Below are 21,621 nucleotides of genomic sequence, written 5' to 3'. Positions count from 1 at the left end.
CCTTCAAGCTGCTGCGGTTTCATGAGGCTCGAAACTGTCCGCCCGCGCCATCTGCCACATGCGCGAATAGAACTCGCCATTCACTTCACCGGTGAGCAACTCCCCAGGCTTGAGGAACACATGCAACTGAGAGAACAGCTTGATCTCCGTCGCCGACATCCGACGTACCAAATGCTTGGCCGACAACTGCGACGGATGCTCCAGCCCGGCGGCGGCGAGCATTTCTGCCAGGGCGTGCAGCGTGTTGCGGTGGAAGTTGAACACGCGCTGGGCCTTGTCCGGCACCACCAGCGCGCGTTGGCGCAGCGGGTCTTGGGTGGCGACGCCAGTCGGGCATTTGTTGGTGTGGCATGACTGCGACTGAATGCAGCCAATGGCGAACATGAAACCACGCGCCGAGTTGGCCCAGTCGGCGCCGATGGCCAGGACGCTGGCGATGTCGAACGCGCTGACAATCTTGCCGCTGGCGCCGAGCTTGATCTTGTCGCGCAGGTTCAGGCCCACCAGGGTGTTATGCACGAACAGCAGGCCTTCGCGCAGCGGCACGCCGATATGGTCGGTGAATTCCACTGGCGCGGCACCGGTACCGCCTTCCTTGCCGTCCACCACGATAAAGTCCGGAAGGATGCCGGTTTCGAGCATGGCCTTGGCGATGCCCATGAATTCCCACGGATGGCCCAGGCAGAACTTGAAGCCCACAGGTTTGCCGCCGGACAGTTCGCGCAACTGAGCGATGAACTGCATCAGCTCGATCGGCGTGGAAAACGCGCTGTGACGCGACGGCGAGATGCAGTCTTCACCCATCATGATGCCGCGGGTGTCGGCGATTTCCTGGGTGACCTTGTGCTTGGGCAAAATCCCGCCATGGCCGGGCTTGGCGCCTTGGCTCATCTTGATTTCGATCATGCGCACTTGCGGGTTCTGGGCCTGTACGGCGAAGCGTTCGGGGTCGAAACGGCCGTCGCTGGTGCGGCAGCCGAAGTAACCGCTGCCCAGTTCCCAGGTGAGGTCGCCGCCGTTTTCGCGATGGTAGGGGCTGATGCTGCCTTCGCCGGTATCGTGGGCAAAGTTGCCGAGCTTGGCGCCGTGGTTGAGCGCACGGATCGCGTTGGCGCTCAATGAGCCGAAGCTCATGGCCGAAATATTGAACACCGACGCCGAGTACGGCTGTGTGCACTGCGGGCCGCCGACCATCACGCGAAAACTGCTGGGGTCGCTCAGTGGCGCAGGGCGCATGGAGTGGCCGATAAATTCGAAGCCTGACTGGTACACGTCAATCAGGGTGCCGAAGGGTTTGTCTGCCGTTTCGTTCTTGGCGCGCGAATACACCAGCGAGCGCTGGGCGCGGGAGAAGGGCAGGGCGTCGCTGTCGGACTCCAGCAGGTACTGGCGGATTTCCGGGCGGATGGTTTCTACCAGGTAACGGATATTGCCCAGGATCGGATAGTTGCGACGCACCGCATGGGGGCTTTGCAGCAGGTCGACAATGCCGATCAGGCTGAGTACGCCGGTTACCAGCGTGATCGGCCACAGCCATTCATGTTCGATAAAGGGGAGGCTGGCGAGGGTGAAAATGACGCACACAGCAAAGAAGGCGTAGCGGCTTAACAAGGACAGGCTCATACGGTTTCCTTGGGTTCGGACTCTATAGGTCGATCCACCATTCTGCGCCTGTCAGGAAACCATAGACAACCTGTGGGAATATTCAGTTTGGCAACGCGGGTGAGACAGACTGGCCTGGGATAGACACCTGTCGGTGCTTGATTCGGTTCAGCCCTTGTCAGAATTGATAGTTTCGGGCCGCTCTCAGCACCGACTTGCTAGACGCAACAAGCCTAACCTTATTGCAAAAGGTTCTCGTTTAGATGCTGGGTGTTGTGTTACTGTATAACAAGTCAACCGCACCCAGACGCCCCGGAGGCCTCATGAAAGCTGGTATCCACCCCGACTACCGCACCGTGCTGTTCCACGACACCGCCGCCGATGTGTTCTTCCTCATCGGTTCCACCGCCGACAGTGATCGCACCCAGAAACACAGCGACGGCAACACCTATCCCTACATCCCCCTGGACGTCTCCAGCGCCTCGCACCCGGTCTACACCGGCCAGCAGCGCAAGACCCAGGCCGAAGGCCGGATTGCCGGGTTCAACAAGCGTTTTGCATCGTTTGGGTCGAGCCCGAAAAAAGCTGACGCATGAGCATGATTCGGCGGCGTGCCTACGCCGCCGTCTGCCGAATCGGCAGTACTACCCGAAACTTCGTACCCTTGCCCACCTCACTGCTGACGCTGATATCGCCACGGTGTTTCTTGACGATCCCGTAAGACAACGACAAACCCAGCCCGGTACCTTCGCCCACAGGCTTGGTGGTGAAGAACGGGTCGAAAATCTTCTGCACGGTGTCGGGGGCAATCCCACAGCCGTTGTCTGCGACTTCCAGCCACACGTTCTCGCCGTCCACCCCGTTGCTGATGGTGATGGTGCCGCGCTCAGGGCCCATGGCTTGTGCGGCGTTGATCACCAGATTCATCACCACCTGGTTGAGTTGCGAAGCCAGGCACTCGATTTCTGGCAGCGGCGTGTAGTGCTTGACCACATCGGCCTTGTACTTGAGTTCGCTGGCGACGATGTTCAGCGTCGAATCGATGCCTTGCTGCAGGTTCGCGAATTGCCAGGTCTGGTCGTTATCCACCCGTGAAAAGTTCTTCAGGTCCTTGACGATCTGCACCACACGGCCGATGCCGTCCTTGGATTCGCGGATCAGGATCGGAATGTCGTCCTTGAGAAAATCCAGGTCCAGCTCGTTGCGCAATGCCGTGAGCGGTTCGCGATGTTCTGGCGCCCCGATGTGCGCTTCGCTGCGCTGGTAGGCATCGAGCATCTGTTGCAGCTGCTTGAAGTAACTGTCGAGGGTGCTGAGGTTGGAGGAAATAAAGCCCACGGGGTTGTTGATCTCATGGGCGACGCCGGCCGCGAGTTGCCCCAGCGAGGCGAGTTTTTCCGACTGCACCAGTTGGCTTTCCAGGTGCTTGCGCTCTTCAATTTCCAGTTGCAGCGCTTGGGTGCGCTCTTCCACCAACCGCTCCAGCTGCGAGGTTTGCAGGGAAGCGCGGCGCGCCATGTCCCATTTGTTGGCCAGAGTGTTGGCCATTTGCTGGACTTCAATGTTGTCGAACGGCTTTTTCAGGATCAGCAGGCGGTCGTGGGCGTGCAGGCGAAACAACAGGTCATCCCAGGAATAGTCCGAGTAGGCGGTGCACACCACCACTTGCAGGTCGGGGGCGACTTTCCACAGTTCTTCAATGGTCTTGGCGCCGTCCCAGCCCTGGGGCATGCGCATGTCAACGAAGGCCAAGGCATAGGGGCGCTGTTGCGCCATGGCGCTGGTCAGCAAGCCCAGGCCTTCCTCGCCGCCATACGCGCCGTGCAGTTCGAATGCCTGGGCTTGAGGTTTGGCGGTGTCGCCGAACAACGCCGACTCCATTTCATCCAGCGCTTCGGTTGAGGCTTCGTCGGGCATCAGGATCTTGCGAAAATCCTCATGAATGGACGGTGTGTCATCGATCAGCAGGATGCGCCGGTTGGGAGGTTGGTTCATGAGCTGCTTCCGGCAAGGGTCAGGGGGATGGTCAAGGTGAAGACGGCGCCAAGGCCCGGCCCGTCGCTGTGGGCGCTGAGCTGGCCGTTCATTTCCACGGCGGCCAGGGCGCAGCTGTGCAGGCCGAAGCCGTGACCTTCCTTGCGGGTGGTAAAACCGTGGGTGAAGATACGTGCCATGTTCTCGGGCGGTATGCCTTCGCCATCGTCCTTCACACTGATCTTCAGGGTCTGGTCGCCTACCGATTCCACCGCCAGGGTGATTTGCCGTGGCCGCTCAGACAGTTTGTCCATGGCGTATTTGGCGTTGCTGATCAGGTTGACCATGATCAGCAATAACCTGTGCTTGTCCGCCAAGATCTCCGGCACCGGGGCGTACGCCTTCACAACAGTGACATGGTGACGGCTCAGCGCGCCGGCGTTCATGCGCAGGGCGTCGTCCATCAAGGCGCTGATATTGACCGGCTCCAGCAAGGTAGACGCACCCGCATAGGATTGCTGGGTCGAGACGATGTCCTTGATGTGGTCCACGCTTTTGCTCAACTGCGCCAGCTCATCGCTCATGCCTTGCTGTTCGATGGCAATCGCTTCGACCAACTGGTTCAGATAGCCCGGCAGCAACTTGCCCTTTTCATCCTCGGTAAGGAAGGTGCCCAGGTCGCCTTGGTGAGCGTTGATCAGTTGCATGGCCTTGCCCAGGCCGAGTGCCTTGCTGCTGCGCAGCTTGCGGCTGACCAGGTCGGCAGAGATGTTCACACTGTTGAGCACGTTACCGACGTTGTGCAGCACGTTGGTGGCGATCTCCGCCATGCCGGCCTGGCGGGCGCTGTTCATCAGCTCGCTCTGGGCATCCTTGAGCTGTTGCGTGCGCCGCTCCACCCGTTGTTCCAGGGTTTCGTTGGCGGCCTGCAACGCGCGGTTGACGCGGTTGATCTCGGCGAAGCTACGCAACAGGCGCACCGCCAGGTAGAGCAGCATTACCACCAGCAAGGTCGAGAAGATCAGCAGGTAGCGATGGTACTGATGATCGATGAGGTCAGTGGCCTGCTGGTCCTGATTGAGGTGAGTGGTCAGGTCATCGAGGTGTTCGGCCACCGGCACGGCGGCAATCCGCTCGAGCAGGCTGTTGACCAGTGGCTGTTCGCGCAGGATCAGCGAAATATGATTGCTGAGGATCTCCACCGGTGCCTGGAACTCGCTGGGCAGGCTCTGTTGGTTGATGGCCAGCTTGCCCAGGCCCACCAGGATATCGGCGGCACGTTCGTCGCTGGTGACCTGGGCGAACTCCAGGCTGCTGAGCAGCAGGTCGTAAGTGTCAGTGGCCACGCTTTGCAGTTGCAGCCGGCCTTCGTCGGTCATGCTGTTGAATTGGGCCTGGATGTCGTCTTCGGCCGTCGGTAAAAAAGCCAATGAGTTACGCAGCACTGCGTTGTGGGATTTGAACTGGTCGACGAGCCGGGCTTTTTCCTCGATGGCCGTCAGGTACGCCGCATGGCTGGCTTGCCAACCGGGCAGGTCGGCAGCGCTGTGGTAGGTGTCGCGGCTTTCCAGTTCAGCGCCGATACGGGTCATTTCGGTCAGCGGCGTGACCAGTGGGTCGTAGTTGTGGGTGATCGCGATGCGGGCCTTGAGCACTTCGCTGTCCCACTGAGCATTGAGCTGCTGGAGTTGGCGGATCAAGTCGCGCGACTGGGTATAAGTGGCTGTCTGGTCGCGTGAAGACTTGAGGTACAAAAACACCAGGGTGGAGGCCAGGAACAGGGTGATGAGGCCTAGCAGGATTTGGCTGGTGCGTCGGCGTGACAAGGGTCTCATAACGGCTTGCCCGCCCATTCGCCGGTTAGGGTCTTGAGAAACTGGATAATCAGGTCCTTGTCTTCCTGGGACGGGTTGCGCCCCAACTGGTACTTGAACATCACGTCAACCGCCTCTTCAAGGGTCTTGGCCGAGGCGTCGTGGAAGTACGGCGCCGTGACGGCCACATTGCGCAGGCTGGGCACCTTGAACACGTGGCGGTCTTCTTCATCCTGGGTCAGCAGGTAGCGCCCCAGGTCCGATTCCAGCGGGTTGCCACGGGCCTTGAAGTAATCGCCCATCACGCCGAATTTCTGGAACATATTGCCGCCAATGTTCACGCCCTGGTGACAGGCAATGCAGCCGTAATCCTTGAAGCGTTGGTAGCCGTATTTTTCCTGGCGGGTCAGGATATCGGTGTTGCCCAGCAAGTATTGGTCAAACCGCGAATTGGGTGTCAGCAGCGTACGCTCGTAGGTGGCCAGGGCGTTTTGCACATTGGAAGCGGTGACGCCATCGGGATAGGCCTGTTTGAACGCGTTCTGGTAGGCGGGCAGGGCGGACAGGTTGCGCACCACCGTATTCCAGTCGCTGCCCATTTCCACCGGGCTGATCACCACCTGCTCGACCTGGGCCTGCAACGTGTCCACCCGACCGTTCCAGAACTGTTTGAAGTTCAGGCTGGCATTGAATACGGAAGGGGTATTGATCTGCACCGGTTTGCCGTCAAAGCCAATGGAGAATGGCTTGTTGTCGGCGCCGCCGCTGGTCAGTTGGTGACAGCTCGCGCAGGACAAGGTGTTGTTGACCGACAAGCGCGGCTCGTTGAACAGTTGGCGACCCAACTCAACCTTGGCCGGGTCCAGTACTGGAACCGCCGGCAAGGGCTTGAGCGCTTCGTCCAGCGGTGCGGCTGACAGCGATGCGGTGCTCAGGCATAACGCGAACATCAGGCCGGAACGGTGGTTTACGACATTGCTCAAGCGAGCACTCCTTGCAGGCCCAGGGCTATTTATTTTATTGATCCGGCATCAGTGTCGCGCTATCCGTTTGCAGCAGATGCACAAAATCTTTCGAAGGCAGCGCCTTGCTGAACAGAAAGCCCTGGCCCTCCTCACACCGCTGGGCTTTGAGGAAATTCAATTGGTCGACGGTTTCCACACCTTCGGCAATGATGTTCAGCTCCAGGCTCTTGCCCATGCCGATGATAGCGCTGATCAGTTGTTCGTCCTGGCTATTGATGCGCAGGCCGCGCACGAAGGATTGGTCGATCTTCAGCACGTCGATGGGAAAGCGCCGCAGGTAGCTGAGGCTGGAGTAGCCGGTGCCGAAATCGTCCAGGGCCAGGCGGATGCCCATGGCCTTGATCTTTTGCAGGGTTTCCACGGTTTCGTCGACGTTCTGCATCAGCACGCTTTCGGTGATTTCCAGTTCCAGTTGGGTGGGCGGCAGGCCTGTTTCTTTCAGGATGGCGGCCAGGTTGTCGACGAAGTCCCGTTGGCGAAAGTCGATCGCCGAGATGTTCACCGACATGCGCAGGGGCGCCAGGCCCATCTCACGCCAGGCTTGGGCTTGTGCGCAGGCTTGGCGCAGTACCCACTGAGTCAGGCGCACGATCAGGCCGCTGTCTTCGGCGACCGGAATGAACTCCGCCGGGCTGACCCAACCCGACTGCGGTCGAAACCAGCGGGTCAGCGCTTCCGCACCGACGATGCGCCCGGACTCCAGCGCCAGCTTGGGTTGGTAATGCAGCACAAATTCATCGCGGTCCAGCGCCTGGCGGATCGCGCTTTCCAGGTTTTGCTGATGCTGGGCGCGCAGGTTCATGTCTTCGGTGTAAAAGCTGAAATCCCCCGGGCCGCGTTCTTTGCTGGTGCGCATCGCGGTTTCAGCGTGCTTGAGCAAACCCACGGCATTGTCGCTGTCATCGGGGTAAATACTGATGCCCAGGCTGGCGCTCACACTCAGGTCATGCCCCGCAACATGGCGAGTCGCGCTGACGGCATTGAGTACCTTTTGCGCAATGTGCTGGGTTTGCTGGGGATGCTGGATATCGTTAAGCAGCACCACGAACTCGTCGGAGCCATAACGAAACACCGAGTCCGACGCCCGCACCGCCGCCACCAGGCTCAGGCTCACCTGCGCAAGCACCTCGTCGCCGGCCGGATAGCCCAGGGCGTTGTTGATGCGCTTGAAGCGGTCAAGCCCCAGAAACATCACCGCCAGTTGCGTGTCGTGCCTGCGGCCCAAGGCGATCGCCTGGGTCAGGCGGTCGCCCAGCAACGTGCTGTTGGGTAACTCCGTCAGGGCGTCGTATTGCAATAAGTGCGAGACCTTGAGCAGCTCCTGCACGCGTTCCTCGATGGTGCGCTCCAGGCTGATCACTTTGAGGGCCGCGTCCTGGGCCAGTTGCCATTTCCAGGTCAGGGCGCTGGCCATCTGGCGGATTTCCAGGTGGTCGAAGGGCTTTTTCAGGATCAGCAGTTGGTCGTTGTATTTCAGGCGCGCTTCGATTGCCTCGAAGGAGTAGTCGGAATAGGCCGTGCAGAGCGCGATTTGCAGGTTGGGGTCCGCCTCCCACAACTGTTCGATGGTGTGCAGGCCGTCCCAGCCAGGGGGCATGCGCATGTCGATAAACACCATTGCGTAGGGCGAGTGGGCGTCGAGGGCTTTTTTGACCAGCGCAAAGGCTTCCTGGCCCTGATAGGCCGAATCCAGGTCAAACGCCTGGCGCGCCGGCGCGGTGGTGCCGAAGAGGGTGGACTCCAGGGTGTCGAGGGAGGGCTCGCCATGCTCGTCGGCACAGAGGATCTTGCGAAAATCCTGGTGGATCGAAGCCGTGTCATCCACGATCAGGATGCGCCGGTTGGCCCGGCCCGATTCCGTCCTCATGGCGCACTCGGCACGTGCAAAAGGCTTGATGGCATGACAATTCCTTCCCTGGTTCTACAACTGAACGGGGCGCGAGCATGCAGTGCAGCATAGTTGAGTTCCCTTGATATCGACGGCCAGTTGGCGTCAAATCAATCGCGCTTTGTATTGCGCGGATTCAATTTAGCCCAACTTCGTTTAATTTGAAGGCAGAGTCGCCATGGATGAACAACTCGCTACGAAGTCCGCTGTTTTGCTGGTCGACGATGAAGAGTCGATCCTTAACAGCCTGCGCCGCCTGTTGCGCGGCCAGCCCTATGAGGTGGTATTGGCCACCAGCGGCGCCCAGGCGCTGGAGATCATGGCGACCCGGCCTATCGATCTGGTGATGAGCGATGCGCGCATGCCCGGCATGGACGGCGCCACGCTGCTGGCCGAGGTCCACCGCCTGTACCCCGCCACCAGCCGCATCCTGCTCACCGGCTACGCCGACCTCACCACCATCATCAAGGCGATCAACGACGGGCAGATCCACCGCTACATCAGCAAACCCTGGAACGACGAAGAGTTGCAACTGGTGTTGCAGCAAACCCTCGAGCACCAACGCCTTGAACGCCTGGCCCGAGACCAGACCGAACAGCTCAAGCTGCTCAACGCCACCCTGGAAAAACGCGTGGCGGCGCGTACCGCCGAGTTGCAACAAACCGCCGACATGCTCGACCTGGCCTACGATGAGCTCAAGCGCAGCTACGTGACCGGGACCGAAGTGTTTTCGCTGCTGGCCAACCTGCGCTTGCCCAAGGACAAACAGACCAACCGTGCGTTGATCGAGTTGATCCGGGTGTATTGCGCCGCCCAGTCCATGGACGAATCCAGCACTCGTGACCTGACCATGGCCGCCGCGTTGTACAACATCGGCAAGTTGAGCTGGACGGACAGCATGATGGTTGCACCGTCGGACAAACTGCACAGCACCGACCGCGGCTTGTACCGTGAGTATCCGGGGCAGAGCGAGTCGCTGCTGATGACCCTTGAGCCGATGAAGGACGCGGCGCGGATCATTCGTCATCACCAGGAACGTTGGGACGGCACGGGGTTTCCCGACCACCTCAAGGGCGATGCGATCCCGCCCGGTTCACGGCTGCTGAAGCTGGCGGTGGACTTTATCGAATTGCAGAAAGGCCTGATCCTGGAGCGGCACCTCAACAGCGACGAGGCGCTGTTGTATATCCGCAAGTACGCCGGGCGCCTGTATGACCCGGCGTTGGTGGAAGATTTCGTGCAAGCCTGCGCGACCTTCCTCAGCGATGTGACCCTGGGTGATCCGACGGTAAAAGTCCTCTCCACCCGTGAGCTGGAAGCCGGCATGGTGCTGGCGCGCAACCTCAATGCCGACAACGGCATGTTATTGCTCAATGCCGGCAAGGTGCTGAACCTGCCACTGGTGGACAAGCTGATCGCGTTCGAGGCGATGGAGGGCGCCAAGTACAGTGTGTTTATCAGGGCGCCGGACGAGGTGCCGCCCCTCCTGTAGTTATACGCCCCAGGCTACGTGCTTGCTGGCGTGGTAATCAAAGATACCCCTGATGATGTAGACATCTTTGCCACCTTCTTTGCCGTTTTGTTCAATTGCCACGCGCCAAAGACCACGGCCTGTGCCGGGCTGCACCTGGGGGAGATCGACGTAGGTGAAGTTGCCTATTCGCTTGCGGCTGAGGCGACCGGCTTGGATATCCTGGGTGATCTCCTCAAGTTTGGCGGTGGCGGGGGTGGGCAGGAGTTTTTTCTGGGTTTGCGCCAGTTCATCCAGCTTCACGATGTTGATGTGCGGATCGCGAGTGGGCACGACTTCCGGCCCGACAGGCAGCGCCGGCGCTGGCCTTTCAACTCTATGGGTTTGAACGCGGGGGACTTCAAACTCCAGAGGCGTTGCAAACTTGGGCAGGGCTTTTTCGAATGCTGTGACATCTCTACTGTCTACCATCGCTACGCCAGTATCTGCCCCATGCTGGCCTCGGGATAGGGCGATATAGGGAATACCGGATTTTTTGAAATCCTCTGAAAAGGAGGTGACTTGAAGCTTGGCGAGTTTGGCCTTGAAGGTCTCCGTCATGAAGGCATCCAGGGTGCTTTTTGTCTCAGGCAGCAATAAGAATCGACGTATCGCTTCCTGGCGTGTAATTCCGAGATCTGAGGCGAGTTGATTAATATGTACGAGGTGTTCGGGCTTGTATGCAAACACTTTCAGTGCAGCATCCCGCCAAGTATAAAGTTCATATTTTGCTGCGAATTTATCCATCGCATGCTGGTGTTTGTGGGTGATGGCGTACCCGACAAATTGTGCGCCAGTATCGGGGTCGGCAACGGCAATCGATGTTCTGATTTGTTTGTCGAGGTTCTCGTTTTTGCCAATGAGCCTTTTGACTTTTTTAAACAGTTCTTCCTTGTCCCGCGCAGACAGGGGTTGCGCAAAATGTTGTGTCGACAGGTGTATATGTTCAACCGTGGCCAGTTCGAGCCGCAGGTTTAACAGGGAACTACGTAACCTCTCTTGATTGGCTCGGCTCAAGCTTTTCGAGTTCGACATCCAGCGGCGAAATTCAGCTTCATCCAGGGTGCCAAGCTGTTGTCGGGCGCGAGTGATCAAATCGAGCTTCAGGGAAGCGTCGGTTTGTTCTATGACGCGCACGAAATCCCGCATTTCCCCTTCTGTTGCAAAAAGCCGCATCGCCGCGATCAGGTCCGCACCCACTTGCTGTTCAGGGGTGAGAGGACGCAGGGCGCCCATAACGGAACCTCCGCCCACAGCGTCTCGTTCGAAACGGGGCTTCCAGCTCTTTGCGTCTCCCGGTACGACCATAAAGTCCACGTGGTGACCTGCCGGGTCTTTTACATAGCGTGCGCCGTCTTCTACATAGGACTGATACAGGTGATAGCGGCCTGTTGGGTCGCGCATCGCGATGAACTGGTTATTGTGTTTATCAAAAAAACACGGTGCGCGGCCCGACTGGCGCGACAGTCTGTATCGGTGGGTGTCGGCAAACTCCACTACGTCAAAGAACGGCTCTATTTGTTCAGGCAACCGATATGGCATCACATTGACCCAGGCGGGTTCCAACGGGCGGAGGGAGGCACCCGTCAGTACAATGGCGGTGCTCCTGTCCGTACCGACTTTACTGGCCAGCCCCGGAATGCGCCGCCCCAGCTGCTTGGCCACGCCTAATCCGCGGTTGATAGCTCGGCGCAAAAACGACAGGGCGGTTTTGCCGGGTATCAACCCGAGCAGAAAATCGGCAGTTTCCACCCCGAACATAAAGGCGTTTACCGCCGATTCGCGGAAAATTTGCGCATTGCTCCGTGAACGGTAGTCGGCGTGCGCGAGTTGAAAACCCAGTTGCGCCGAATACAGGTATGCGTGGAAATTGCCGGTTATCGGCGTCAAGGTATAGCGGTACACACTGCGCGTATCGTTGAAGATCCGTGTGATCTCTTTCGTATCCTTAGTGGCCATCTGGGAAGTGAAATAGGTCTGCCATTCCGGTTTTGCTTTCAGCGTGTCCAGCTCCACCAGCCCCTTGGTCAGCTCCCGGAAGGCAACGCCATCTGGTGCATCCGGGGTATACAGCACACTGACCCCGTCAGGCTTGGTGCCTTTTCGATGAATGACCAGGACACGATGCATGACCTGCCCGCCTTGGCCCCTCTCTTGCGCGGCGCCCAATACCAGCAGGTTGACCTCTATCTCGAATTCGCTGACTCGGGGGCGGGTGGTTGAATCAGGGTGTTCAGTGACGGCTTTTATCCAGTCAAACCCACTGCCTGGCGTCTGGAATGTAAACAGTTTGGCTGCGTCAGGGTTGAGACGGTTCTCAAGCGCGTCCTTATTCATTTTTGCTGCGTTGGCGCGCTGCCAGACTGTAGCGAAGCTGCTTGTCCCGCTGCTCAGCGAGAAGGTTGACCGCAGATACGTATCGTATTTTTGGCCAATGTCAGCTTCTGTTGCGAGTGCGCGCAAATCATCGTTGCCAAGTTTTCCGTGAGGGTTGCCGGCTGTGTCAATAATGTTGGCGGTGGCACTGATCGTTCTATGTATGCCATGCACCGACCATGGGTCGACATTACGTTGGGTATAACTTCCCAGTGTGCGCAGATCCACCACGGTTTGGGTACGCCAGGTGCCCCACGTCAGTTTTTTGCCTGGCAGGCACTGCGGGATATTGATCTTGCGGTCTTCGCTGATGTAGACAATGGTGGCTTCCTCGTTACGATACCCCGTCATTTCGGCCGACCGGGAGGACGTTGTGACGCGCAGATGAACCAGGCTTCTATAAGGGTCAATATCAACGTTGGCATACACAGGTTTCTGTTTTTTCAGCACCTTGTCGGTCTCCTGTTGGGAGAACGCTTCCAGTGTCAAGATTCTCTCAAGATGAGGTGTGAGTTCCTCATTGCTGTCGATCAGTTCTTGTTCCAGTTGCCTGTACCGAGCCTGGTCTTGCTCGCCGGAGGTTTTCAACCATGCGGGTTCGGCCGTCAACAGGCGTAGATTGCGCACCATAAAAGCATTAGCGACATCCCACTGTGGCGTCAGGTCTGCGGCCAGGTCGAGCTCGCCTGTGGAGGGCAACGTCTCCCTGCGCAAGGCTTCGCGAACGGAGAAATGTTGCCTGACTCGCAATGCGCGGACACTGTCAGCAATCACGTCAGCGTCTATCTGGGACGGGGCCGTCGTCAGTACGGGCAAGCCGCTCAGCGCGGTACGAGCGGCTGTCGGCAGGCTTGCGATCAACAGCTTGCCTGGCGCTGCGCCGTCTTGTATGCGGGCTGCGACGGTGTCATTCAAACGCGCCAGGTTTTCAAACTCCTCAAACTCCTCGCTTGGGCTATAGAGCATCACTTTGCCCGTCAGAGGCGTCGTGCCCGTGGGGGTCAGAATGAATGCGCCGGCGAATTCACTGCCATTCTCCAGGGCCAGTCGGTACACCGTGGGCCTGTTGTCGACGGTAAACACCTGTTCACGTGCCGCAGCACTTGGGTACTTGAGCACGTTCTGCGCCAGCGTCCGTGCATGCGCCGACAACGTGCCGTCCACCGAGCGCAATGCCAGTTGATGGGCTAGCACTTGTCGGCGCAATGCGACCAATTGCTCCTCCGTGTTGGGTTGGGAGGGCTCGCCAGCCCCCCAGAATGTATTCAGGCTCAACGTGATGGCTATTTCCAGCCTGGCGGCCAGGGTTGTCGTCGAGGCACTGGCAGAGAGGATTTTATCGGTGTCCAGGGTGTTGCATTCGCGGTAGAAGGCGCCGCTCTCCTGGGTCAGATAAGACTCTGCGCCAGGCGCGCGTAAGGTGGCCAGCAGCGAGCCCAGTGGTTCGCAGGACAGCAGGTGCTTTTGTCCTTCCTGGTCTTCGCGATAGCGGCTATAAAAAATCTGGTTGGGATTGATGGGCAGATGTGCATCGGGAAACATCTCGGCCAATTGCTGCTGGTACACGCGGCCGACACTCGGCTGTCGCCTTACCAGCTCAGAGGTCTGTGCATTGAGTTTGTCGAGTTCACGGGTGAGGTAAGCCAGTTGTTCTTCGGCAGAAAGTGAAGCCGGCGGCACGACCGCAAGCGTCATCGGTTGCACGGTAGGGGTTGACGTGCTGTCGGCCGGCAGCGGTTGTGGTTCGTCAGTGGATGATTCTTTGAGGGTGGGCAATGAATTGTGCATGAGTAAACTCTTATAAAAGAGCGCGGCGCACCGAGGTGCAGCGAGCCCTGCTGAATATGAGTTTGCGAGTTTAGGGTGGCCGAAACTGGACCCTGTGGTGTATGTATGTCGGAAAAAATCGCCCTGCACTCGCGAGTTGCGTGTGCAGAATGCGCGTGGGATCCTTGGCCGCTTTTCAATCCCAGAGAGGGCCTTCCATGTCCAAGACTATCCGCATTGCAGCCGCGCTGTTGGTCCGTGGCGACGGTCAAACCCTGCTTGTGCGCAAGCGCGATACCCTGGCTTTCATGCAACCGGGCGGCAAAATCGACGCCGGCGAGCAACCTGCCGAGGCGCTCGTCCGTGAGTTGCACGAGGAGCTGAACCTGCGCGTTGATCCGAGCCAAGCCGTCTATCTTGGCCAGTTCTCGGCACCCGCGGCCAACGAACCGGGTTTTACCGTAGAGGCGGAGTTGTTCAAGGTGCAGGTCGACGTCGCCGTCACCCCTGCAGCAGAGATTGAAGAGGTGTGCTGGATCGATCCCATGGGCGAAGGCGACTTGCATCTGGCGCCATTGACGCGCGATTTGATCCTGCCGTTCTATCGTGATTCGCTGGCTACCGCATGATGATTCGCCCGCTGGACGCCGACGATGCGCAAGCCTATCGGGCATTGATGCTCGAGGCCTATGGCGCGTATCCGCAAGCGTTCACGTCCAGTGTCGCGGAGCGCGCCTCGATGCCATTGAGCTGGTGGGAAAAGCGTCTCGACAGCCCGCTGGATTGCCTGTTGGGCGGCTTTGATGGGGCGCGACTGGCCGGCATCGTTGGCCTGGCCTACGAGCCTCGCGAAAAGGCGCGGCACAAGGTGACCTTGTTCGGCATGTACGTGACCGAGGCTTATCAACAGCAAGGGCTGGGGCGGCAGCTGGTGCAAGCCGCACTGGAAGAAGCCCGCCGCCACCCGCGCCTCAAACTGATCCAGCTGACCGTCACCGCCGGCAATGACGCGGCCTTTGCGCTCTACCAGCGCTGCGGTTTCATTCAGTACGGCCTGGAGCCACTGGCCGTGCGGGTAGGCGTCGAATACTTCGACAAGATCCACATGTGGCGCGAGCTACATTGATCGTTCCAACGCTCTGCGTGGGCACGCATCCCGTGACGCTCCGCGTCACCACGTGGACGCAGAGCGTCCTTGGCGGCATTCCCACGCAGAGCGTGGGAACGATCGGCACTCGCCCGCACACTCAGAGCCCGCTCAACGCACCGCGCTTACGCCATCCAAGGTGGAAAACGAGGTGTCCTTGGCCGTCAGCAAGAAGTCGCGCATATAAGGTGCATCCAGCATGTCGGCACGAATGCCCGCATACAAGGTGGCGAACAAACCCTTCTCACCCAACCGCTTGGCCTTCACATACCCGCGTGAGCTGTATTCATGCAGCGCCCAGTGGGGCATACCGCACACCCCACGGCCGCTGGCCACCAGTTGCATCATCATCACGGTCAGCTCCGAAGTTCGCACTTGGGCCGGTTCCACGTCAGCCGGTTCCAGGAAGCGGGTGAAGATGTCCAGGCGGTCACGTTCCACCGGGTAGGTGATCAGGGTTTCTGTCAGCAGGTCTTCCGGCACGATATAGGACTTGTTCGCCAACGCGTGCTGGTTGGCCACCGCCAGCATGGCCTCGTAGGTAAACAGCGGTACGTAGGTGATACCCGGCAGTTCCAGCGGGTCGGAGGTCACCACCAGGTCCAGGTCGCCACGGGCCAGGGCCGGCAGCGGCGCGAAGGCAAAGCCCGAGGCCAGGTCCAGCTCGACTTCCGGCCAGGCATCGCGGAACTGGTCGATGGTCGGCATCAGCCACTGGAAACAACTGTGGCATTCGATCGCCATGTGCAAGCGCCCAGCGGTACCCCCGGCCAGCCGTGCAATATCGCGCTCGGCACCGCGCAACAACGGCAGGGTGGCGTCGGCCAATTGCAGCAGGCGCAGGCCAGCGCTGGTGAAGCGCACCGGTTTGGTCTTGCGCACGAACAGCGGCATGCCCAGGCGCTCTTCCAGTTCTTTGAACTGATGGGAGAGGGCGGACTGGGTCAGGTGCAGGCGTTCGGCGGCTTCCACCAGGCTGTCGGCCTCGCGCAAGGCGTGCAGGGTTTTCAAGTGACGGATTTCGAGCACAGGCGCTCCATGAATAAAATTTGCGACGAAAACGGAATGCTTGATTTTGTCTCATGTTGTAGGGCGTGTCGACCATGACCACTGGGCGCTCTTCATCAAACTGTCATCGAACTGTGGCAGCGCGCTTGAACAAACTTCATCAGACTCGCGCTCTACTGGGGTTCTGCGTTTTGGTGTTTTTCATGCGTGCGTTGTTTTTAGTGGCCGCTCTACTGTTCGGCCTGCCGTCTTTTGCGGCGTCTCGATGTGATGTCAATGTCCCGACCCAAACGGTCGACCTGGCTCAGGTGAGCATCGCCTATCAAAGTATCGGCCGTGCGTCCGACCCTGCGTTGCTGCTGGTGATGGGCCTGGGCGGGCAGTTGATTCACTGGCCGGACGAAGTGGTGGTGGCCCTGTGCGAACAAGGCTTTCGGGTGATTCGCTACGACAACCGCGACGTCGGCCTGTCCACCTGGCGGCAGGCGCCGGCGAGCGCCAACCTGACCTTCGAAGTGCTGCGCTACAAGCTCGGCTTGCCGGTGGCTGCGCCTTATACGTTGACCGACATGGCCGACGACGCCCTGGGCTTGATGGACGCGCTGCAGGTGCAGCAATTTCACGTACTCGGCGCGAGCATGGGCGGCATGATCGCTCAACACCTGGCGGCCATGGCGCCACAGCGGGTGGAAAGCCTGACCCTGATCATGACCAGCTCCGGCGCCGAGGGCTTGCCCGCGCCGAACGCGGCGCTGGTGCAATTGCTCTCGCGGCGCAGCGCGCCCAATCGTGAGGTGGCGCTGGAGCAACAGGCGGATTTGCTCGCGGCGTTGGGCAGCCCGGATATCAAGGACGATCGCCAGGCGTTGCTGCACCAGGCGGCGCTGTCCTATGACCGCGCCTTCAACCCCGAAGGCGTGAAGCGCCAGATCATGGCAATCCTGGCCGAGCCAAGCCGTGTGCCCTTGCTCAACCAACTGCGCGTGCCTGCGTTGGTCGTCCACGGCACCGCCGACCCTTTGCTGCCGGTGATGCACGGCGTGCACCTGGCCGCGCATATCCAGGGCAGCCAGTTGAAATTGATTCCCGGCCTGGCCCACCGTTTTCAGGAAGCGTTCAAGGCGCCCTTGCTGGCGGCGGTGTTGCCCTACCTGCAAGCCCATCGCCAGGATGCCGCGCACTGGGCGCAGATCGATTTGAGCGAGCCTTCGAAGGTGCTGTGAAGGTGGTGTATCGTGCAACCTTTATGTATGCGCATGACTGCACGCGAGGTTGCCCACCATGAGTACTCCCCTGAAAATCGATTTCGTCAGCGACGTATCCTGCCCCTGGTGCATCATCGGCCTGCGCGGCCTGACCGAAGCCCTCGACCAGATCGGCAGCGAAGTGCAGGCCGAGATTCATTTCCAGCCGTTCGAACTGAACCCGAACATGCCCGCCATCGGTCAGAACATCGTCGAGCACATCACTGAAAAATACGGCTCCACGGCTGAAGAGTCCCAGGCTAATCGTGCGCGTATCCGCGACATGGGCGCCGCACTGGGCTTTGCGTTCCGCACCGACGGCCAGAGCCGTATCTACAACACCTTCGACGCGCACCGCCTGTTGCATTGGGCCGGGCTGGAAGGTTTGCAATACAACCTCAAGGAAGCGCTGTTCAAGGCGTATTTCAGCGATGGCCAGGACCCTTCCGACCACGCGACGCTGGCGATCATCGCCGAGAGCGTAGGGCTGGACATTGCGCGCGCCGCCGAGATTCTTGCCAGCGATGAATACGCCGCCGAAGTCCGCGAGCAGGAACAGCTGTGGGTTTCTCGTGGGGTGAGTTCGGTGCCGACCATTGTCTTCAATGACCAATATGCGGTGAGCGGTGGGCAACCGGCGGAAGCCTTCGTCGGCGCGATTCGCCAGATCATCAACGAATCGAAATCCTGAGGCCGAGCACGCAGCAAAATGTGGGAGCTGGCTGTCAGTTGCAAATGAGTTGGCTGAAACACTGCCATCGCAGCATAGGTATCTACACAGCTTTGGTGTGACGCTGGACCTGTGGCGAGGGAGCTTGCTCCCGTGACGGACTGACAGCCGGCGCCTATCTACCTGACACCCCGCGATTCAAATGTGGGAGCTGGCTTGCCTGCGATGGCGGCCTACCAGCCAACGCCTGTCTACCTGACACCCCGCGATCAAACTGCGGGCTTGCTCGCGAAGGCGGCCTGACAGGCGACACAGTTGGACCGTGTACATATCCATTGCTGCGGTAACGGCCACTTAGGGTTCCGCCCTGACGGCGGGTCACTTTGGAAAAGAGCCGGAATGCCGGCCCAGCCCAAAGTAACCAAAGGGCTCTTGCCCCACCACTCGGCACCTCGCTTGGGCTCGGTGTGCCCGAACACAGGCTTGAATCCGTGGGCCGCCGCCACGCGCCATCCATGGCGCGGGGCGGCTAACCCGGCGTCCTGCCGGGTTACCCACGAATTCAAGCCTGCGTTCGGCCAGCGTGGTTTAACGGGGCGCTTAAGATCAAAAGCAGAGCAAGATCAAGAGCGACTCGCTTCGCATCGTGGTTAGCGTCTGCTGTTACAACCCACAAAGTTGTGTAGAGGCCATCGCAGGCAAGCCAGCTCCCACATTTGATCTGTGTCGGCATTAAGAGAAGCGCTGGCCCATCCCTTGCATTACCCCCCTAAAGCCCAACCGGCCTGCGGTTGGGCACTGCTATTAGGGGTGAAACTTACCTTGAATATTCTTGACCTTGACCACAGCCTCACCGGCCAGGCACCGATTGCCCGGCGGTTGGCCAGCGGTCGGGCCACGCGCCTGGACCTGCTGGACCTGGGCCCGAAATTGCGTTTGTGGTCCACCGAAAAAACCTGGAAACGTTTCGTCGAGCGCCTGGCCCAACGGCCACGGCCCCGTGACGCGCGCCCGGAAATCCTGTTTGTCGGCTCCGGCGATTATCACCACCTTACGCCGGCGTTTTTGGCCGACCTCAAAGAGCCCGTCAGCCTGATTCACTTTGACAACCACCCCGACTGGGTGCGCTTTGCGCCCAAGCGGCACTGTGGTTCGTGGGTCAACCGGGCGCTGAAGATGCCAGCGATCCAACGCATCGTCACCCTCGGCCCGTGCAGCGATGACCTGCATAACCCGCAACTGCGCGGCGGCAACCTTGGCGCCCTCAAGCGCGGGCGTTTGCAGCTGTTTCCCTGGCAGCATCCGCCGTCCAAGGTCTGGGGCCGGGTGGGGGACGGCGCCGGCCACCAGCAACAGGAAAACCACCTGCACTGGCGCAACCTGGCGGACCTGGATTGGGGCGCCTTCCTCGACCAGATGATTGCCAGCCTGCCCACCGAGGCGATCTGGATCACCATCGACAAAGATGTGCTCGCCAGTGAAGACGCCGCCACCAACTGGGACCAGGGCGGCATGCGCCTGACCCATTTGCTCCAGGCCCTGCGGGCGTTGGCGGCGGGTAAACGCATCATTGGCATTGACGTCTGCGGTGAGTTCGCTACGCCGGCATTCAGCAACGCGTTCAAGCGCTGGGAAGCCAAGTCCGACCAGCCGCCACCGGAGCGCTGGAGCCCGCAAGACTTGCAGCGCAATGCCGCAACCAATGAAGCCTTGATCGACCTGTTTGAGGAGCTGTTCCCGTGACCCTGACCGTGGTGTTGTTACTGGCGTTTTCCATCGTCCTCGATGTGATTGGCCAGCTGTGTTTCAAATTGGGCGTGGACCGTTTGCCGCAACTCGATGGCGGTTTTCGCCTGCGTGCGTTCTGGGGCCAGGTGTTCAATGCGCCGCTGTTGTGGGCCGGCGTCGGCGCCTACGTGATTGAGTTTTTTGTGTGGCTCGAAGCGCTGTCCCGTGCGCCCTTGAGTCTGCTGTTTCCGCTGGCGGCGTTGGCCTATTGCCTGGTGGTACTGGCAGGCAGGGTGGTGCTCAAGGAGACCGTCAGTCGGCGTCGTTGGCTGGGCACGCTGGTGATTACTTTAGGTGTGATGTTGGTAGCGATCGCGGGGAATCAGGCATGACAACGCAAACAATCAATACCGGCTGGCTGCATGGGCGTGTTGGCACCCTGGTGCTATGGGCACTGCTGATCGCCACCGAAAGCGCCGGGCAGTTGTTCACCAAGGTGGCCGGCGATCAGTTGGGGCCGATGGACTTCAGTTGGCAATGGCTGGCGGACGTGGCGCGCAACCCGGGGATTCTGGCGGCGATTGCCAGCTATCTGGGTGCGTTTTTTGTGTGGATGCTGATCCTGCGGCGTAGCAGTTTGTCCCTGGCGTTTCCGCTGAGTTCGCTGGTGTTTGTGGCGGTGCTGCTGGGCTCTTGGCTGGGGTTGGGGGAGCACATCAGCGTGTTGCATTGGGTGGGCGTGGTGGTAATTATCGGTGGTATCGCACTGTTGGCTGAGGGCGAAGAACACTGAAGATAGAGCTATGAAACACAGGCCCATTGTGGGAACGGGCGTGCTCGCGAATGCGGTGAATCACTGAAGTATCGGGTAACTGACACACTGCTTTCGCGAGCAAGCCCGCTCCCACATTTTGCTCCCAGGTGATTCAGTCAAAGGTGTAGCTGATCGCCGTCTGCACCTGGCCCTGATTCACATGGCCAGCCTCCTTGACGATGCTGCTCTTGGCCGCCGACCCCACCAGGTGTACCCAGCTGGCGCTGGTCAGCAGCGACCAATGGGGCGCCAGGGGGAAGGCGAAGCTTTGGCTCAGCGTCACGTTCTGGAAGCCCCCGCTCGCTTTATAGGGCCGCAAGCCTGAAGCGACGGCTTCGTTGTTGTCCACGCCGAAGAAGGTATTGGTCTGCCGCGCATCGGCAAAATGCGCAACCAGGCTATTGCTGCCGATAATCCCGCCACCCACGGGGTAACCCAGTTCGCCGCCGATTTTACCCAGGGCGCCGCTCTGGGAATGCCCGCCGCCCACGGCCTGGCCCAATTGCGCATAGACCCGCCAGAAATCGGCCGGGGCGTATTGGACGAAACCGCCCACCTCGGCCATGTCCGACACGTTGCGCAGGCCCTGCAACTCGCCGTTGGAAGTACGCCCCGGCAGGTAGTTGATATAGGGGCCAGCGGTAAGGCCGTGGGTATCCAGGGCGCTCCAGGTGAGGCCGTCATCGGTACTCAGGCTGACGTCACCCCAATCCAGGTCCAGGTAAGGCACAGGCCGGGTTTCGTAGCGGCTGCCGCTGGGGTCGTGGGGCTGATAGCTGAGGCCCGCGCCCACGTCGCCCGTGATGCCTTCTGCCCACGCGGCACTGCAAAGGCCCCACCCTCCAAGTAAACCGGTGAATACAGCAGCAGCGAGCTTGGACATGGGGACGTTTCCTGAAGGTGGGCAGGCGCGCATGAACGCGCAAACCGACGCGCCTGCGCAAGCACTCATGTTGTTTGTAGCAAGCTACAAAAATTGTAGCTCCCGCGACACCTATCGCCGCGCATTTCGCCCTAACCCCCAGCCCTGCGGGGTTTTCGCCAGTTGGCACAG

17 protein-coding genes are annotated in these 21,621 nt (G+C 59.9%); 9 read left to right on the top strand and 8 right to left on the bottom strand.

The window, feature by feature from the left end; genetic code table 11:
- Positions 1 to 3 precede the first annotated feature (3 nt).
- Positions 4 to 1,623, bottom strand: a complete 1,620-nt coding sequence (locus tag GIV26_RS13845) for an FMN-binding glutamate synthase family protein (protein WP_034126439.1) — start codon at positions 1,621 to 1,623, stop codon at positions 4 to 6.
- Between the two features lie 302 nt (positions 1,624 to 1,925).
- Here GIV26_RS13845 and GIV26_RS13840 point away from each other — a divergent pair, with 302 nt between their 5' ends.
- Positions 1,926 to 2,198, top strand: coding sequence for a type B 50S ribosomal protein L31 (locus tag GIV26_RS13840; RefSeq protein ID WP_034126440.1), 273 nt, complete (start codon positions 1,926 to 1,928; stop codon positions 2,196 to 2,198).
- A gap of 19 nt (positions 2,199 to 2,217) precedes the next feature.
- Here the strand turns inward: GIV26_RS13840 and GIV26_RS13835 are convergent, their stop codons facing one another.
- From GIV26_RS13835 to GIV26_RS13820, 4 genes are all read right to left on the bottom strand, one after another.
- Positions 2,218 to 3,597, bottom strand: a complete 1,380-nt coding sequence (locus tag GIV26_RS13835) for an ATP-binding protein (RefSeq protein WP_057976086.1) — start codon at positions 3,595 to 3,597, stop codon at positions 2,218 to 2,220.
- Positions 3,594 to 5,411 (bottom strand): DAHL domain-containing protein, encoded by a 1,818-nt coding sequence (locus GIV26_RS13830; RefSeq protein WP_236281111.1) that lies wholly within the window; start codon positions 5,409 to 5,411, stop codon positions 3,594 to 3,596. The genes GIV26_RS13835 and GIV26_RS13830 overlap by 4 nt, the downstream gene beginning before the upstream one ends.
- Positions 5,408 to 6,340: a cytochrome-c peroxidase gene (locus GIV26_RS13825; protein ID WP_419177651.1), complete on the bottom strand. Its 933-nt coding sequence runs from the start codon at positions 6,338 to 6,340 to the stop codon at positions 5,408 to 5,410. The genes GIV26_RS13830 and GIV26_RS13825 overlap by 4 nt, the downstream gene beginning before the upstream one ends.
- A 67-nt stretch (positions 6,341 to 6,407) precedes the next feature.
- Positions 6,408 to 8,282, bottom strand: a complete 1,875-nt coding sequence (locus GIV26_RS13820; RefSeq protein ID WP_236281108.1) for a putative bifunctional diguanylate cyclase/phosphodiesterase — start codon at positions 8,280 to 8,282, stop codon at positions 6,408 to 6,410.
- A 199-nt stretch (positions 8,283 to 8,481) separates the two neighbouring features.
- On the opposite strand from GIV26_RS13820, the gene GIV26_RS13815 reads away from it, so the two are divergent.
- On the top strand, positions 8,482 to 9,795 hold the full coding sequence (locus tag GIV26_RS13815; protein ID WP_054897699.1) for an HD domain-containing phosphohydrolase: 1,314 nt from the start codon (positions 8,482 to 8,484) through the stop codon (positions 9,793 to 9,795).
- On the opposite strand, the gene GIV26_RS13810 is transcribed toward GIV26_RS13815, so the two are convergent.
- The gene (locus GIV26_RS13810; protein ID WP_236281105.1) at positions 9,796 to 13,977 is read right to left on the bottom strand and encodes a hypothetical protein; all 4,182 of its coding nucleotides are present in this window, start codon (positions 13,975 to 13,977) and stop codon (positions 9,796 to 9,798) included.
- A gap of 197 nt (positions 13,978 to 14,174) precedes the next feature.
- Here GIV26_RS13810 and GIV26_RS13805 point away from each other — a divergent pair, with 197 nt between their 5' ends.
- Positions 14,175 to 14,585: an NUDIX hydrolase gene (locus tag GIV26_RS13805; protein WP_034126447.1), complete on the top strand. Its 411-nt coding sequence runs from the start codon at positions 14,175 to 14,177 to the stop codon at positions 14,583 to 14,585.
- Entirely contained in the window at positions 14,582 to 15,082 is a 501-nt protein-coding gene (locus tag GIV26_RS13800) for a GNAT family N-acetyltransferase (RefSeq protein ID WP_054897702.1), read from the top strand. The genes GIV26_RS13805 and GIV26_RS13800 overlap by 4 nt, the downstream gene beginning before the upstream one ends.
- A gap of 132 nt (positions 15,083 to 15,214) precedes the next feature.
- On the opposite strand, the gene metR is transcribed toward GIV26_RS13800, so the two are convergent.
- The gene (metR, locus tag GIV26_RS13795) at positions 15,215 to 16,132 is read right to left on the bottom strand and encodes a transcriptional regulator MetR (RefSeq protein ID WP_003188924.1); all 918 of its coding nucleotides are present in this window, start codon (positions 16,130 to 16,132) and stop codon (positions 15,215 to 15,217) included.
- A 182-nt stretch (positions 16,133 to 16,314) separates the two neighbouring features.
- Between metR and GIV26_RS13790 the strand changes: the two genes are divergently transcribed.
- The 5 genes from GIV26_RS13790 (at position 16,315) to GIV26_RS13770 (ending at position 20,546) form a co-directional block, all read left to right on the top strand.
- Positions 16,315 to 17,334 (top strand): alpha/beta fold hydrolase, encoded by a 1,020-nt coding sequence (locus GIV26_RS13790; protein ID WP_034126527.1) that lies wholly within the window; start codon positions 16,315 to 16,317, stop codon positions 17,332 to 17,334.
- A 58-nt stretch (positions 17,335 to 17,392) separates the two neighbouring features.
- On the top strand, positions 17,393 to 18,046 hold the full coding sequence (locus GIV26_RS13785; RefSeq protein ID WP_236281103.1) for a DsbA family oxidoreductase: 654 nt from the start codon (positions 17,393 to 17,395) through the stop codon (positions 18,044 to 18,046).
- Positions 18,047 to 18,847: 801 nt separating this feature from the next.
- Positions 18,848 to 19,768 carry an arginase gene (locus tag GIV26_RS13780; RefSeq protein WP_096144226.1) on the top strand — a complete coding sequence of 307 codons (921 nt, stop codon included), beginning with the start codon at positions 18,848 to 18,850 and terminating at the stop codon, positions 19,766 to 19,768.
- Positions 19,765 to 20,145: an EamA family transporter gene (locus GIV26_RS13775; protein WP_003188930.1), complete on the top strand. Its 381-nt coding sequence runs from the start codon at positions 19,765 to 19,767 to the stop codon at positions 20,143 to 20,145. Before GIV26_RS13780 ends, GIV26_RS13775 begins: the two co-directional genes overlap by 4 nt.
- The gene (locus tag GIV26_RS13770) at positions 20,142 to 20,546 is read left to right on the top strand and encodes an EamA family transporter (RefSeq protein WP_034126452.1); all 405 of its coding nucleotides are present in this window, start codon (positions 20,142 to 20,144) and stop codon (positions 20,544 to 20,546) included. Before GIV26_RS13775 ends, GIV26_RS13770 begins: the two co-directional genes overlap by 4 nt.
- A 133-nt stretch (positions 20,547 to 20,679) precedes the next feature.
- On the opposite strand, the gene GIV26_RS13765 is transcribed toward GIV26_RS13770, so the two are convergent.
- Positions 20,680 to 21,450 (bottom strand): MipA/OmpV family protein, encoded by a 771-nt coding sequence (locus GIV26_RS13765; RefSeq protein ID WP_034126453.1) that lies wholly within the window; start codon positions 21,448 to 21,450, stop codon positions 20,680 to 20,682.
- Positions 21,451 to 21,621 lie beyond the last annotated feature (171 nt).

The organism is Pseudomonas sp. PA-1-3F (assembly GCF_021609665.1).
Classification (GTDB): Bacteria; Pseudomonadota; Gammaproteobacteria; order Pseudomonadales; family Pseudomonadaceae; genus Aquipseudomonas; species Aquipseudomonas paracarnis.
The sequence above is the reverse complement of the archived record's forward strand: the minus strand, read 5'-3'. Positions and strand labels throughout refer to the sequence as shown.